The organism is Paenibacillus sp. PK3_47, from assembly GCF_023520895.1.
In the GTDB taxonomy this organism is placed as follows: Bacteria; Bacillota; Bacilli; order Paenibacillales; family Paenibacillaceae; genus Paenibacillus_AQ.
This window is the reverse complement of the sequence record NZ_CP026029.1, coordinates 3,883,276-3,897,465: the sequence shown is the minus strand read 5'-3', so window position 1 is coordinate 3,897,465 and position 14,190 is coordinate 3,883,276. Positions and strand designations below refer to the sequence as shown.

At 46.1% G+C, this 14,190-nt stretch carries 12 protein-coding genes; all 12 read right to left on the bottom strand.

Features of this window, described 5'->3' with window-relative positions; translation table 11 throughout:
- Window positions 1-11: 11 nt before the first annotated feature.
- The 12 genes from C2I18_RS17255 to C2I18_RS17200 all read right to left on the bottom strand — a co-directional run bounded on the left by C2I18_RS17255 (window position 12) and on the right by C2I18_RS17200 (window position 14,083).
- Complete coding sequence (locus C2I18_RS17255; protein WP_249896992.1) at window positions 12-1,574, bottom strand: glycoside hydrolase family 3 protein; 1,563 nt, start codon at window positions 1,572-1,574, stop codon at window positions 12-14.
- A 17-nt stretch (window positions 1,575-1,591) separates the two neighbouring features.
- Entirely contained in the window at window positions 1,592-2,734 is a 1,143-nt protein-coding gene (locus C2I18_RS17250; RefSeq protein ID WP_249896991.1) for an exo-beta-N-acetylmuramidase NamZ family protein, read from the bottom strand.
- Between the two features lies 1 nt (window position 2,735).
- Entirely contained in the window at window positions 2,736-3,440 is a 705-nt protein-coding gene (locus C2I18_RS17245; protein ID WP_249896990.1) for a PIG-L deacetylase family protein, read from the bottom strand.
- A 2-nt stretch (window positions 3,441-3,442) separates the two neighbouring features.
- On the bottom strand, window positions 3,443-4,414 hold the full coding sequence (locus C2I18_RS17240; protein WP_342760304.1) for a GNAT family N-acetyltransferase: 972 nt from the start codon (window positions 4,412-4,414) through the stop codon (window positions 3,443-3,445).
- Window positions 4,411-5,631 carry an anhydro-N-acetylmuramic acid kinase gene (locus tag C2I18_RS17235; protein WP_249896989.1) on the bottom strand — a complete coding sequence of 407 codons (1,221 nt, stop codon included), beginning with the start codon at window positions 5,629-5,631 and terminating at the stop codon, window positions 4,411-4,413. The genes C2I18_RS17240 and C2I18_RS17235 overlap by 4 nt, the downstream gene beginning before the upstream one ends.
- On the bottom strand, window positions 5,631-6,491 hold the full coding sequence (locus C2I18_RS17230) for a carbohydrate ABC transporter permease (RefSeq protein WP_249896988.1): 861 nt from the start codon (window positions 6,489-6,491) through the stop codon (window positions 5,631-5,633). Before C2I18_RS17230 ends, C2I18_RS17235 begins: the two co-directional genes overlap by 1 nt.
- Before the next feature lie 17 nt (window positions 6,492-6,508).
- Complete coding sequence (locus C2I18_RS17225) at window positions 6,509-7,411, bottom strand: carbohydrate ABC transporter permease (protein WP_249896987.1); 903 nt, start codon at window positions 7,409-7,411, stop codon at window positions 6,509-6,511.
- A 116-nt stretch (window positions 7,412-7,527) separates the two neighbouring features.
- Window positions 7,528-8,973, bottom strand: a complete 1,446-nt coding sequence (locus C2I18_RS17220) for an ABC transporter substrate-binding protein (protein ID WP_249896986.1) — start codon at window positions 8,971-8,973, stop codon at window positions 7,528-7,530.
- 58 nt (window positions 8,974-9,031) lie between these two features.
- Window positions 9,032-9,937, bottom strand: coding sequence for an N-acetylmuramic acid 6-phosphate etherase (gene murQ / locus C2I18_RS17215; RefSeq protein WP_249896985.1), 906 nt, complete (start codon window positions 9,935-9,937; stop codon window positions 9,032-9,034).
- A 408-nt stretch (window positions 9,938-10,345) separates the two neighbouring features.
- Complete coding sequence (locus C2I18_RS17210; protein ID WP_249896984.1) at window positions 10,346-11,209, bottom strand: MurR/RpiR family transcriptional regulator; 864 nt, start codon at window positions 11,207-11,209, stop codon at window positions 10,346-10,348.
- A gap of 104 nt (window positions 11,210-11,313) precedes the next feature.
- Window positions 11,314-12,675 carry a (Fe-S)-binding protein gene (locus tag C2I18_RS17205; protein WP_481857812.1) on the bottom strand — a complete coding sequence of 454 codons (1,362 nt, stop codon included), beginning with the start codon at window positions 12,673-12,675 and terminating at the stop codon, window positions 11,314-11,316.
- Window positions 12,668-14,083, bottom strand: a complete 1,416-nt coding sequence (locus C2I18_RS17200; RefSeq protein ID WP_249896983.1) for an FAD-binding oxidoreductase — start codon at window positions 14,081-14,083, stop codon at window positions 12,668-12,670. The genes C2I18_RS17205 and C2I18_RS17200 overlap by 8 nt, the downstream gene beginning before the upstream one ends.
- Window positions 14,084-14,190: the final 107 nt, after the last annotated feature.

Below are 14,190 nucleotides of genomic sequence, written 5' to 3'. Positions count from 1 at the left end.
CTTATGTCCCCCTATAGCTGAATCGTAATACTGGCAGCTGGCGTGACCTCACCATTCAGGATTGGAATAAGGGATTTGAACGCATCCAGAGTATATTCAAAGGCTGCAATGCCGCAAAACCCGCCTTCGATTAAAGCCAAATCATAAGGCCGGCCCAGTGTAATTGCCGTTACTTTACAGTTTGCTGCCAAAAGCTTCTGCACAAGCGCCAGCTGGCCTGTATTTTCACGCGCATTAAACAGCCCGATTACAACATGCTTGTACCCTTCAGCCTTTTGCAGCACTGTGTTAATCTGCTCCTCGTCCGGATCAATGCTTATCAGCTCATACGCTGCAGCGAAATGCTCACCCATATACCGGGAGAAGCTAAGCTCCTGATTCATACTGCTGGAGGCCAGGTCGGTCCGGTAGGCATAGGAGCCCATAAACAAGACCTGCCCGTCACCTGCCTGAACGGGCTCGATCTCACCTTTTATCAGGCAGATCGTTTCCGTACGCATCAGCTCGTTCGCCCTGCGGTGAACCCCGCAGCCAACGATCCCGTAATCCGGTTCCCCAATATCCGCATAGCGTGCTTTATAGGCTAAAATTTTGGCAACGGCTGCATCAATAACCGCTTCATCCAAATCACCGGCTGCTACAGCTTCTTCTATTAAATGCACCGCTTCTTTAACCGTTGCAGGCGTGTGACTGATGAACACCAGATCAATCCCTGCTTTAATGGCTTCCAATGCACCTTTTGCCGTCCCGTAATAGCGTTTAATCGCATCCATTTCCAGACAATCGGATACAACAAGCCCCTGAAATCCCAATTTCTCTTTAAGCAGCTCTGTAATAATGGTATAAGACATCGTTCCCGGTACGCCGGACCCTTCGATTTGCGGGAATAAAATATGTGCGCTCATGATGGCCTGGGCCCCCTGCCCGATGGCAGCCTTAAATGGCAGCAGTTCAAGCTGCTCTAGCTCCTCCACCGTTTTATTAATTACAGGCAAGCCAATGTGTGAATCGACATCAGTATCCCCATGACCGGGAAAATGCTTCAGCGAGGACATAACACCACCATCGAGCAAGCCCTTCATCATTTGAATCCCGTACTGTGATACTGTCTCAACCGAATCCCCGTAAGAGCGTACATTGATCACCGGATTGAGCGCATTACTGGTAACATCCATCACGGGCGCAAGATTGAAATTAATGCCTAATGCTTTTAGCTCCCGGGCCGTTATTCTCCCTGCGGCATAAGCATTTTCAGGGCGTCCTGAAGAGGCAATCGCCATGGCTCCGGCTACATTCGTCGCGTCCTTGGGCATCCGGGTTACCCGGCCGCCTTCCTGGTCAATCGTAATAAAGCCCGGAATGCCTGTATGTGTGGTAAACCATTGCTGCAGCTCTGCTACAAGCCTGCCTAATTGATATTTATTGCTGATATTATGTGAGAATAAAATAATATTCCCGATCTTGTACTGCTCAATGACTTCCTTCAGCTCAGGGGATATCTCCGTTGAGGGAAAGCCTGTTACGAACATTTGCCCGATTTTCTCACGCAAGCTCATTTGTTCTATCGTTTTCATCCGCTGCTCACCATCCGCTAGTGATATAAATGATACTGCTGTTTCATTTCTGCAAATTGCCTGCTTTCCTCTGCAAACTGTTCGGACAGCTGCTTAGCCTGAATATCCTTCGTACGGTAGATGCTGCTTCCGCCCAGCAAATCAATAAAAGGACGTGAGCCCTCCTTCACAGGAGGCAGAAATGCAAATCGCTCAAATAAGTCCCTTATCGTAAATAATAAGGTTACGCCAACCTCTAACGGCTTTATCACCTGGCGGTCTGTAATATATAGTTGAACGCCGCCGCACAGCTCTCCTGAATGCTTGGATGACGTTGGTTTGAAATGAACCGGACGGAAATATACACCTGGAAGCCGACGGGCATTCATCTCGTCTGCCAGCTGCTGCGCCTCAATAAAGGGAGCCCCAATCATTTCAAAGGGGAATGTTGTGCCCCTTCCTTCCGAGCAGTTGGTTCCTTCAAATAAACAGGTGCCTGTATATAATAACGCTGTTTCATACCGGGGGATTCCCAGTGAAGGATGAACCCAGGTCAAGGCTGTATCCGGGAAAGACATGCTCCGTTCCCAGCCTTCCAGACGCACGACATGAAGCGATGCCTTCCAGTTCATTTGATCATTTGCCATTACAGCCACTTCACCTGCGGTCAGGCCGTACCGGACAGCCAGCTCATAATTCCCGACAAAGGATTTGAAGCCGGGCTGTAAGATATTCCCTTCCACATTCACCCCATTAAGCGGATTTACCCGGTCGAGAACAACAAATTCTACACCTGCCGCAGCACAATCCTCAAGGGCGTACAGCATCGTATAAATGAAGGTATAATACCTTACACCAACATCCTGGATATCATACACAAGGATATCTACCTTCTCCAGCATTTCCTTTGTTAAACGTTTGGAATCTTTGCGATACAGGCTGTAGACCGGAACATTGGTAAAGGGGTCCGTATACGTCTCCACTAACGCCCCTGCATCCAAATCTCCGCGGACACCGTGTTCAGGCGAGAACATGGCCGTAAGATTGCAATTCTCGTGTAATATCGTAATGGTTGATCTGAAATCTTTGGTAAGCCCTGTCGGCGCTGTAATTAACCCCACACGTTTACCTTTAAATAGATGAAGATACTTGGCGATAGAGTCAATTCCGCTCAACACCATATCACGCAAGACCCGATTGTCTGATCTTCATCGTCTCGGCAGGGACCATGAAGGCTTCGGCATAGGTTTTTCTTGCTTCACAGCCCCGGACAACGGCCAACGCTTTATAGTATTCCATATATTTAAAAGATTTGCTGTTCGTCACAAACCAATGCTGGCCTAACGCCTCAATCCATAAATCATAAGCCGCCTGATCAAAATCCACGTAAACGTAAGGGACATAGTCCACAGCATCTTCCCAGTTTTCCGAATAATACAGTTTTGCTGCAAAATGAGCAGGAAGCTCACGCTCAAAAGAAGACAGGCTTGCAAAAAACCTTGCATCGTTCACGATGTAATGGGTCAGTGCATGATCCTTATGCATGCTGTTTTTCCAATGGGTTATGATAATGTCCGGCTTTACGCGGCGGATAACATCGCAGACTTCCATCCGAATCTGCTGATTGTCAGGCAGCTCTCCGTCACAATAATCAAAAACAACGGCCTCACCGCCCAGCATATCAGCGAATACTCCCGCCTCTTTGATTTTTTGCTGACGGTACTCTTTCATATCCTGCCCGGCCGGTACGCCTCTTTCACCTGGAGTTAAAGCCAGTGTTACAATACGGTCTCCTTTTAAGCTATGGCTGGCCAGTACACCGCCGGACGCCAATTCCACATCCCCAACATGCGCTCCAATAGCTAAGACTGTCAACTTTCCGCTCATCCTTACAGCTCCCTCCGCAATATTGAAAATTGTTTTTCAACATGAAATCCTGCTTTTTGATAGATTCGAAGAGCAGGGTTATTGCTGCCAGTGAATAAAGAGATATATTGACAGCCCGCATTCTGAAAAGCTTCGACCATCCGGAAAAACAGTACACTGCCGAGACCATAACCCTCATACTCCGGGCGTACCCCGATCCCGCAAAAAAATGCCCGGCCGTCCGGTTCTACCATAATTGGACCTGCAAAACCAACAACCTTACTGTCATGAACAGCCACCACTAGAGGCTCGCCATCCTTCACGTACGCTGCTACATCCGTCTCCCACTGCGGATTCTGCAGGGCAGCAAGCATGGATTCAAGCCCTTTATGAACAGCAGGAGCATAATGAGTAACCTGATAGCCTTTACTGTTGGCTTTATCTTCTTTGCTGGCAATATCTTCAGGAACACTAAAGTTGCCCAGCTTCAAATACATGCCGCATTGTGTCGCCCGGTCTGCATACCCTCTGGCGATTAAAGCCTCATATAATGGCTGGTCTTTACTAATGCCCGGAGCATTATTGTGTTCATGCTGCGGTGCGCCGGGAATATTCCATTTCAGCTTAACAGGGTTAAAGAACAACACCTCCGCCTGACTTTTCCCAAGCTGCCGGAACCTTGTTTCCATACGCAGCAAAAAGGCATCATACAGTTCTAAAGAAGCGGCACCCGGATCCATAATAACGGTCGTAATATAGCCGGCCACATCGCCGAGCGGAAGATCATCCCCGCTGCAGCCGGCCGCAAAACCGGCAATCCCTTGTTCATTACAGCCTACCCACATACACTCCGCATCGAAATAGGAATGATTAATGAATGTGTCCTGAAAATCCCGCTCGGTAAACGGCTTGTAGTCATATTTGGTAGCCTCCCGGTTCCAGAGCGCTACCACTGCAGAAAGATCTTCAATGGAGAAGGGTCTGATTTGCATCATTCAAACCTCCTGTGTTCCGGATGGGGCCAAGAAATTTTGCCCATTACTGCCGGCCGGGAAGCTCCGGTTACTTGCGGAATATTATTCGGCAGACGTTTCATCGTATGATAAGCCAGCACAGCAAACGCGATAGCTTCCTTGGCATCGCTATTACCGCCAATATCCTCCTGTGTCAGCACCTGCACTCCAAAGGGTGTAAATAACTGCTGCAAATCACGCATTAACGTCTGGTTATAACTCCCCCCGCCGCCAATCAGCAATTGCTGAGCCTGATGACGGGGCGCAATATACCGTTCATAGCTGTCAGCAATACTCCATGCTGTCAAGCGTGTAGCTGTGGCAATAACATCTTCAGCTTTCCAGTGATGCTCCTCCATCAACTGAAGTATTTGTGCAACATATTGTTGTCCAAACCGTTCTCTGCCCGTCGATTTCGGTAAAGGCAGTGCATAATATTCATCCTGCTGCATCCATTTCAAAAGCTGATCAATAACCTCACCGCCCGCAGCAATTTCACCCCCAGCATCCATCGTCATTGGCGAAAATAAACGGGATACAAGACCATCAATAATCATATTTCCGGGCCCTGTATCGTAAGCATACACCTCTTCGGGAGAAGCATTTGCAGGAAGAACAGTCACATTCCCTATTCCTCCAATATTCTGCAGAAGTGATGTTTTCTCCGGATGGTTAAACAATAAATATTCAGTAAAAGGCACGAGTGGCGCCCCCTGTCCACCCATGGCCATGTCAGCAACCCGAAAATCTGATATGCAGGGAATGCCCGTTCGGTTCGCTATAACTGCACCTTCCCCGATCTGCACCGTACAGTGCAGGTTATAACCGTCCATAATCTTCTCTTCCGGTGCATGATAGATCGTTTGACCATGCGAGCCTATCGCAAATATTTGGGAGGGCGCAAGTCCGCATTTACGAATCACCGACATTGCAGCCCGGGCGTATAATTCCCCCAGCCACATGTTCATTGCGCCTACTTTATCCACCGTAGCCTTGGATGGATCAAACAGCTCGAATATCGAACTTCTGACATTCACCGGAAACGGAGTATTCTCAAACGCCAGTATTTCCGTCTCTATCCCGTACTCTTTTTCCGGCGTAGAAGAAAGTTTAATTACTGCTGCATCAATACCGTCTACCGATGTGCCGGACATCAAGCCAACCAGACAGGTAACATTGACTTCAGATAGGCTGCCCATTACCCTTTCACTGCTCCGACGGCTACTCCTTCAAGGAAATACTTTTGTAAGCTGAAGAACAAAATAAACATCGGAACTGCAGAAATGGTTGCCCCGGCCATCATAGGTGCAAAGTAAGTTGTATTTGCAAAACGGAAGTTTTTGAGCCCCACCTGAATCGTCTGCATATCCATTGTGTTGGTAACCAGGAACGGCCAGAAGAAGTCATTCCATGCTGCCATAAACGTCAGGATCGCCAGCACTGCCATAACCGTTTTGGACAGTGGCATAATGATATACCAAAAGATTTTAGGCTGGGAGCAGCCTTCGATTTTCGCAGCTTCAATAATTTCAACCGGAATGGAAGACATGAACTGCTTGACCAGAAAAATGTTATACACCGTGACTATGCTTGGCATAATCAGCGCTGTATACGTATTTTGCAATTCAAAAATATTTACGATCAATATATACAGCGGAACCTGGGTTACTTGAGTAGGGATCATCATGGACCCCAGCAGAATAGCGAACAGAATACCTTTTCCTCTAAATTTCATTTTTGCAAAAGCGTACCCTGCAAGGGTGGCGAAAAATACGTTTGATACCGTAATACAGGCTGCTACGATAAATGAATTTTTTAACCAATCCCAGGAATGGGCGCTGAAGTTAAAAAAGAATTTATAAGACTCAAAGGAAATCTTCGGCGGGAGAATCGAATAGCTCATTGCGCCCGCTTCTACCGGATCACCGAACGAGGAAATGATCATAAAGTATATCGGGAAAATGGTCGCTGCGGCAAACAGGAGAAGGCATGTAATGATCAGACCATTACGGGCGAACAGAGACCCTTTGCTTTTTATATTATTGTTGAACAACCCCATAGGTTTCTGCCCCTTTCCTAGTATTCTATGTCTTTACCTAAAAACTTAAATTGAAGGAATGAGATCAATGCAATAACCGCTGCCAGAAGCAAGGATTGAGCCGCTGCCTCACCAAACTCGAAATATGTGAACGCATTGTTAAAGATTAACAATCCCACCATGGTTGTGGCATGGTCTGGTCCGCCGCCTGTCATTAAATAAGCGTTCTGGAAAACCTGGAAGGAACCAATGACCCCTGTAACCAGCAGGAATAGCGTTGTTGGCTTAAGGAAAGGGATGACAATAAACCGCAGCTTTTGCAAAAAAGTCGCTCCGTCAATGTCAGCTGCTTCATAATAACTGTTATCAATACTGAGCAATGCAGCCAGATAGATAATGATCGCTGTACCATGACTTGACAGCCAGGACATTAATACAAGTGAAAACATGGCCGTTGCACTGGAACCAAGCCAGTTCTGATTGCTGATTCCAAAAAATCCAACCACTTGATTGGCAATACCTGATTTTAACGGATCAAAGATCCACAGCCATACGACAGCAAGAGATACACCTGAAGCTACAGCCGGCAAATAATATACCGCTTTAAATATAGTTTGTGTTTTTTTCTTAAAAGGCATAATCAGAATGGCAACAAGGAAGGACAGAAAAATATTAAATGGAACGGTTAACAGCGTATAGACTAATGTATTCTTTAGGGCTTTCCAGAACAGTTCATCTGAAAAGGAGTTGACGAAGTTCTCCAGGCCGACATAAGTGGACCCTAGTGGACGATATTCCTGCAGGCTGATTATAAATGCATTGATTACCGGATAGGCAGTAAATAAAGAAAACGCAATAAGTGCTACTGCGATAAACGCGTATCCCCAGCCAGAGTCACTTTCGAGCTTCAACTTTTTTCTTTTGGTCAACATTTGATTCATTGGGCCGCACCTCTCTTCTTCAAAAAAAGTACCTTCGGCTTGCCTAAATTCAGAAGGAAAGCTGTACGTTTAAGCTTCGTACAGCTTTCACTTTACATGCCAGTCTATATGGCAATCTAGTCAGCAACCACACCATCTTCACCGAAGGATTTGACGGCAGCTGCTTTAACTGCATCATACATCTCTTGTGGGGTAATCTCATCGGCAAGCAATGCCTGCAGTTTAGGAATAATCACTTCTGTTTCAATTTTGAGCGCTTCAGCAGCCTGCTCCGTAGGAATATCTGTACGGGCCGGGAGCGCTTTGGCCATCATAGCTTCACCTGCAGCAACGTTGTCTTCGTTACGCGGGAACTGTTCAAGCACTTCTGCATTACGTGCAGATTCAGTAATTGGTGTTAAGAACAGCTCATTACTATAGTTGGCAGCAATCGAACCGGAAGACAGGAAGTTCATCGCCAGGGCAATATTTTTGATATGTTCTTCTGAAGGCTCTTTTTTACCGCGGAGTGCGATATAACCATCCACTATGGAAGTAGGGATATAATCGGCACCGTTAAAGGTTGGAACCGGAAGTGAAATGTAATCCACTTCGATAGAATCGGCAACAGCTGATCCATCGTTCGCTTTAATTTTCTCATTGTTCAGACGGGCGGAGTTTTCAAATGCCGACAAGCCTTTACCAGTGATCATCGTTTGGCCGGTCAGGAACATATTCCAGCGTTTGCCGGCATCGATGGAGCTTAACTCTTTAGGCATAGAACCATCGTCGATCATCTCACGGATCGCTGTCAGCAGACCCAGGAATTTTTTGCTTGTATACGTGTATTTGAGGTCATTATCGAAGTAATCCGGCAGACCCGCAGTTTTGGCAAGAATAGCCAGGTAGTCTTTAGAAGCTACACCGGATGTCGCGAATACAAAACCGTAACGGCTGGTTTCACCTTTATCATTTTTTACTACGCCTTTTGAAATAGCTTCCCGGAACTCATCATAGGTCCAGCCGTTTTGCTGAATACTCTTCCAGTCAATTCCGGCTTCTTCGAGGAATTGTTTATTACCGCCGATCGTGTGGATTTCCATATACGCAGGCAGACCGTACTGGGCGTCACCCAATTGAAAATATTTCATTGGAACTTCGTCATAATCCGCCTTAATTTCGTCGGTCAGGACTGTGTTCAGATCAATTAATACATTTAGTGCTGCATATTTCGAAAGTCCGGATGCACCGATCCAGGCAATATCCGGAGGGGAGCCTGCATTTACTTGTGTATCAAGCTTTTGTGTCATATCTTCCCAGCTCGCCGGTTCGATTTTCAGCGTCAAATTAGGATGCAGTGTATTAAATTCTTTTTCCATATCAGCAAAACGGGCCTGGTAATTAGCCGATACCGGAGGTAATAATGCGGTTATCGTATCTTTTCCCGCACCGCTGCTGCTGTTGTCTGTGTTTCCGGAATTTGCAGAATCCGCAGTGTTATTTGCGTTCCCTCCACAGGCGGATAACAGCGACATCATCATGATTGCTGACAAAAGTAGCGTTAATACATTTCTTTTTTTCATTGATAGCAGCCTCCTCAATTTTCAATAGCATCCATCCGGTAATTCCAATTCCTGCGCCTTAATTCAATGATAGAATCGCTTGTTTCAGGCGTCCTCCATTTGCTTCAAGCGCTTCTTCTGCCGCCTTTGCGTCTAACCCCGTTTTAATCATCATGATTGCCAGCTTACAATTCATTCCTGCTTTTTCAAGTGTCTCTGAGGCGGCTTGGGTGTCTACACCCGTCGTATTCATAATAATGCGGAGGGAGCGGTCTATCAGCTTGAAATTGCTGGCTTTTAAATCGACCATTAAGTTGTTATATGTTTTCCCTAACTTGACCATGGTACATGTTGTCAGCATATTAAGCACCAGCTTTTGAGCCGTTCCTGCCTTTAACCGGGTCGAGCCGCTAATGACCTCAGGTCCTACAACAGGTGAAATACAAATATCTACAATGGGTTCAAACTTTGAGCCTTTGTTGTTGCACACACCGATGGTGGCTGCCCCAAGCTCCTTCGCCTTCGCTAAAGCTGCAATCACAAACTTGGCACTGCCGCTTGCCGAAATGCCGATAAGTACATCCTGGTCTGTCACCCCGATGCTTTCGACTAATGCGATCCCTTCCTCCTCATCGTCTTCACAGCCTTCAACCGCACTCCGTAAAGCAATATCACCCCCAGCGATATATCCTTGTACCATGGAAGGATCTGTACCAAAGGTAGGAGGACATTCGGAAGCGTCCAAAACACCCAATCTTCCGGATGTCCCGGCTCCTATGTAAAACATTCTCCCGCCAGCAGACAGCCTGTGGTGCAGAACATCTACCGCCCTTGCAATCTGCGGGATTTCGTTAGCGATGGCTGCGGAGACCAGAGCATCCTGCTGATTCATTAACTGGACCATTTGTTCAGTGGTACATTCATCAATCATCAGGGTGTCCGGATTCACGGCTTCTGTTGTTAATCCCGCAAGGTAATCATTCATATTCATCCTCCTTCTTATTAAATGAAAATTACGTATATCTAACATAAGATGTTAGAATATCATACATTTATTAATTTTCATACTAATATATAATCCTAAAGGCGTCAATAGATTTTGAAATAAAATTTTATTTATGAATATTATTCCGAATTTTTATTTCAGTTATTTCGTATAATCAGTTATACCACATTTATAAAGCGCTTACAATAAGCAATTTCCACCTTTGTCAAACGTTTTTATCACTCCTTCTGCAGTATTCTTGAAAAACGAATCTTTAGATTCGCCAAAATCAAACATTTTATGATGTAGATAATCTGACATGTCTAAGGGAAATAAAAAAAGCACTGATCGATGATCGATCAATGCGCCCTCCAAATCCATTCGATTATCAGAACCTAATATCAGAACTTAATATCTGAGTTTTTTCTTTAAAATATTATGAGTATTGGTTAAAGAGGTTTTTACCTGCTCGTATTCTGCACTTGCAACCCCGGCAAACAAGATGTCGATGATCGTCAGCATAGCAATACGCGAGCCCATGGCACCGCTGCGGATCGTTATTTCAGGTGTAGATATGCTAAGAACAATATCCGCCCGCACTGCAAGCTCACTTTTATTGTACCGAGTAATCGCAATACATGTCGCTTTATTCTTCTGGGCAATGATCAGGGCGTCAATAATGTCACTGGTTGCGCCAGAGTTAGAAATAAAAATGGCAACATCATCTTTTCCGAGTAAGGTTGCTGCAGTGAGCTGGCTATGGCCATCCGTATAAGCATGACACATCTTGTTAATGCGTGAGAATTTCTGTTCCCCGTCCATACAAACGATTCCTGAGGCCCCTATGCCAAAGAAAACAATTCTTTTGCTATGGCACAGCACTTCTACCGCTCTTGCAATCTCTTTCCGGTCAACAACACTAAGTGTGTCCTCAATAGATTTCATGTTATTGAGTGAAATATTTGAAATAATGGTCGAGAGATCATCGCCCGGCTGGATATCTGTATATTGGGCCTTTGAATCCTCATCACGGGAACCCAAAGAAGCTGATATACTCACAATAAAATTACGGTATCCGCTGTAGCCCATTGTTTTACAGAACCGCAGGACCGAGGCATCACTTGTTTTGCTCGATTGGGCCAATTCCTTAATGGATAAATGGGGAATCTCTTCCTTGTTTTCCAGAATATAATCCCCGACCAACCGTTCAACCGGTGTAAAGCTTTCCCTCATTTCACGAATCTTGATTAATATATTGTCATTTAAATTCATAATCTACCTACTCAAGATTTAATGAATAACATAGATATTATCATAAACAATACAGGCGGCCTATTTCAATAGCAAAACCATATTGGCACACATAATTCCTATTATCACTCTGAACCAGCCATCCGTTCATGCAAAAAATCGACAATGTGCATTGCCCGCATCGGATGATCCGGCGGATGCTTTCCAATACCGGCCTTCATTTGAAGCAGACAGCCTGGATTACTCGTTAACATATAGCTCGCCTGTGTCTTGTTCGCATGCTCCATTTTATGTTCAAGGATAAAACCTGCCATCTCAGGCTGTACAATATTATATATACCGGCAGAGCCGCAGCAGCGGTCAGCTTCGGACATTTCTACAAATTCAGCATTAGCTATCTGCTTCATCAATATACGCGGGGCGTCCGAGCCTTTCATTACATTGCGCAGATGACAGGAATCCTGGTACGTCACTTTAATTTTGCCGGCTTGCACAGAGCTTTCAGGTTGCGCAAAATTCGGGATACGCCCCTTCTCTACTACCAATGTGCTGACATCAATCACTCTTGAAGCAAACCATTTAGCTGAGTCACGGTACTTGAAATCCTCCTGCATTAGATGGTCATATTCAACGAGCAGCGCCCCACAGCCGCCTGCATTGGACACAATGTAATCGACATTGAGCTGTTTGAATGTATCGATATTCACGGCAGCCAGCTTTCTGGCATCGCCCATTTCTCCACTATGGGCATATAGTGCACCACAGCATACCTGACCTTCAGGAATATATACCTCAAAGCCCGCAGCAGACAGCAGCTCCACTGTGTTCACATTCGTATCAGCAAATATAATATCCATGATACAACCGCGGAACAGCGCAACTCTGGCGAGCGGTTCACCTTTTGCCGGAAAAAATGTACCCAGACGCTCCACAACCCCCTTAGAGCTGGCGGCCGGTAAAATAGCTTCGATCTCCGATAACTGCTTTGGAAGCAGCTTCATGACTCCTGTGGACTGTACTGCCTTTTTCACGGCGGATTTTTGATAAAGTGATAGTGCCCCTCCAAGCAGCTTCAGGCGTCCGTGCTTCGGAAATATATGTTTGAATACCATCCTGCGGATAGCTTTAACAGGTAAAGAATGAGTGGCATGCTCCTCCATCGCCTCCTTCGTCTGTTCAATTAATTGACCATATTTCACATCTGCCGGACAAGCCGGTTCACAGGCACGGCAGCCCAGACACAAGTTCATTTGATCCTGGAATTGCTGATCAGGCACCATTAGCCCATCCACAGCAGCTTTCATCAGTGCAATACGTCCACGCGGAGAGGCAGGCTCCACCCCTGTTTCACTGAATGTCGGGCACGCAGGCAGGCAGAAGCCGCAGCGCATGCAATTGGTTAGCTGATCATAATCAAGCTTCTCTAATAAGGTCCGGGCCAGAGGATCAGTATGCTCGATGACCGGCTTTCCTGTAGTTCTATCCACGTTGCATCACCACCCTCTTCTTCGTTTCCTTCGCAAACATTTTATCCGGATTCAAAATATTCAACGGGTCGAAAGCACTTTTGATTCCTCTCATCACTTCCACGCCGGCTTCTCCAACCTTCCACTCCAAATAAGGCGCTTTCACAACACCCACTCCATGCTCGCCGGTTATGGTCCCGCCGAGTTCGATAGCCGCTGCAAAAATTTCTGCAAATGCCGCCTCCACCCGATGCACTTCTTCATGGTCACGCGCGTCAGTCGTTGCCGTCGGATGCAGATTTCCATCACCTGCATGACCAAAGGTCGCTATATTCACATTGTATTTTTTGGCGATTGCATTTGTCCGCAAGATCATATCGGCAATTTTGGAACGGGGTACGGTAGCATCCTCAAGGATCGTCGTCGGGCGTAAGCGAGCGAGCGCGGTAAATGCGCTGCGTCTGGCAGTCAGCAGTTTTTCCGCTTCTTTACGGTCAGCCGCTACTTCAATCCGGTCCGCTTGTTCTTCCCTGCATATAAGCTGAATTTGTTCAATATCACGTTCAACCACTTCCGGCTCACCATCCTGCTCAATAATAAGGATCGCGGCCATATCCAGGGGCAAGCCGATTTTTGCGAAATCATCAACCACCCGGATGGTCGGATTATCCAATATTTCTAAGGTCGCGGGAATAATCTGATTTTTAATAATTTTCGATACTGTACGCGCTGCGCCGTAAATATCCTTATACATCGCAACCATCGTTTTTTTTGTCTTTGGCTGAGGAATAAGCTTGAGAACCGCTTCTGTAATAATGGCAAGGGTTCCTTCCGAGCCCACTAACAGTTTCGTCAAGTCATACCCGGCGACATCCTTGGTCAATTTTCCGCCGGTGCGGAGGACGGAGCCATCGGCCAGCACAGCAGTTAAGCCAAGAACATAATCCTTCGTAGTTCCGTACTTTAAGCCTCTAAGCCCCCCAGAGCATTCAGCAATATTGCCGCCAATGGTAGAGATCTTCATGCTGCTTGGATCTGGCGGATAGAATAACCCCAGTTCTTCAACATGTGTAATGAATTGTCCTGTAATTACACCGGGCTGGACTGCTGCCGTTAAGTTTTCCATATCAACCTCAATAATCTTATTCATGCGGTGCATAACCATCACAATACCTCCTTGCAACGGTACTGTACCTCCGCAAAGATTGGAGCCTGAGCCTCTTGTTATAACCGGAATACGATGGCTGCTGGCTATTTGCATAATTTCTGAAACCTGCTCTGTTGATCCCGGGTAAATAACACCATCAGGCAAAGCCTGCAGCATAGGCGTTCCATCATAGGAATGCGCAATTAAAGCCTCCTGATCTGTCCGGAAAAATTGCTCCCCTACACTTTCACGCAATTGTCTGACCGCTGTTTCAATCAACATGATTCATCCCTCCATTGCAAAAGTGAGCAGGTCATCTGATGACTTTTTATTGATAATAATGTATTAAAGTTGTACATTATAGTCAATAGTTATATCTTCGGGAGGTT

Excerpts from the sequence above, each read along its gene's own strand:
- C2I18_RS17255 (WP_249896992.1), bottom strand. The coding sequence starts at position 1,574 with ATGAAAACGATAGAACAAATGAGCTTGCGTGAGAAAATCGGGCAAATG.
- C2I18_RS17245 (WP_249896990.1), bottom strand. The coding sequence starts at position 3,440 with ATGAGCGGAAAGTTGACAGTCTTAGCTATTGGAGCGCATGTTGGGGAT.
- C2I18_RS17200 (WP_249896983.1), bottom strand. The coding sequence starts at position 14,083 with ATGTTGATTGAAACAGCGGTCAGACAATTGCGTGAAAGTGTAGGGGAG.
- C2I18_RS17225 (WP_249896987.1), bottom strand. The coding sequence starts at position 7,411 with ATGAATCAAATGTTGACCAAAAGAAAAAAGTTGAAGCTCGAAAGTGAC.
- C2I18_RS17240 (WP_342760304.1), bottom strand. The coding sequence starts at position 4,414 with ATGATGCAAATCAGACCCTTCTCCATTGAAGATCTTTCTGCAGTGGTA.
- C2I18_RS17220 (WP_249896986.1), bottom strand. The coding sequence starts at position 8,973 with ATGAAAAAAAGAAATGTATTAACGCTACTTTTGTCAGCAATCATGATG.
- C2I18_RS17230 (WP_249896988.1), bottom strand. The coding sequence starts at position 6,491 with ATGGGGTTGTTCAACAATAATATAAAAAGCAAAGGGTCTCTGTTCGCC.
- murQ (WP_249896985.1), bottom strand. The coding sequence starts at position 9,937 with ATGAATGATTACCTTGCGGGATTAACAACAGAAGCCGTGAATCCGGAC.
- C2I18_RS17250 (WP_249896991.1), bottom strand. The coding sequence starts at position 2,734 with ATGGTGTTGAGCGGAATTGACTCTATCGCCAAGTATCTTCATCTATTT.
- C2I18_RS17210 (WP_249896984.1), bottom strand. The coding sequence starts at position 11,209 with ATGAATTTAAATGACAATATATTAATCAAGATTCGTGAAATGAGGGAA.
- C2I18_RS17235 (WP_249896989.1), bottom strand. The coding sequence starts at position 5,631 with ATGGGCAGCCTATCTGAAGTCAATGTTACCTGTCTGGTTGGCTTGATG.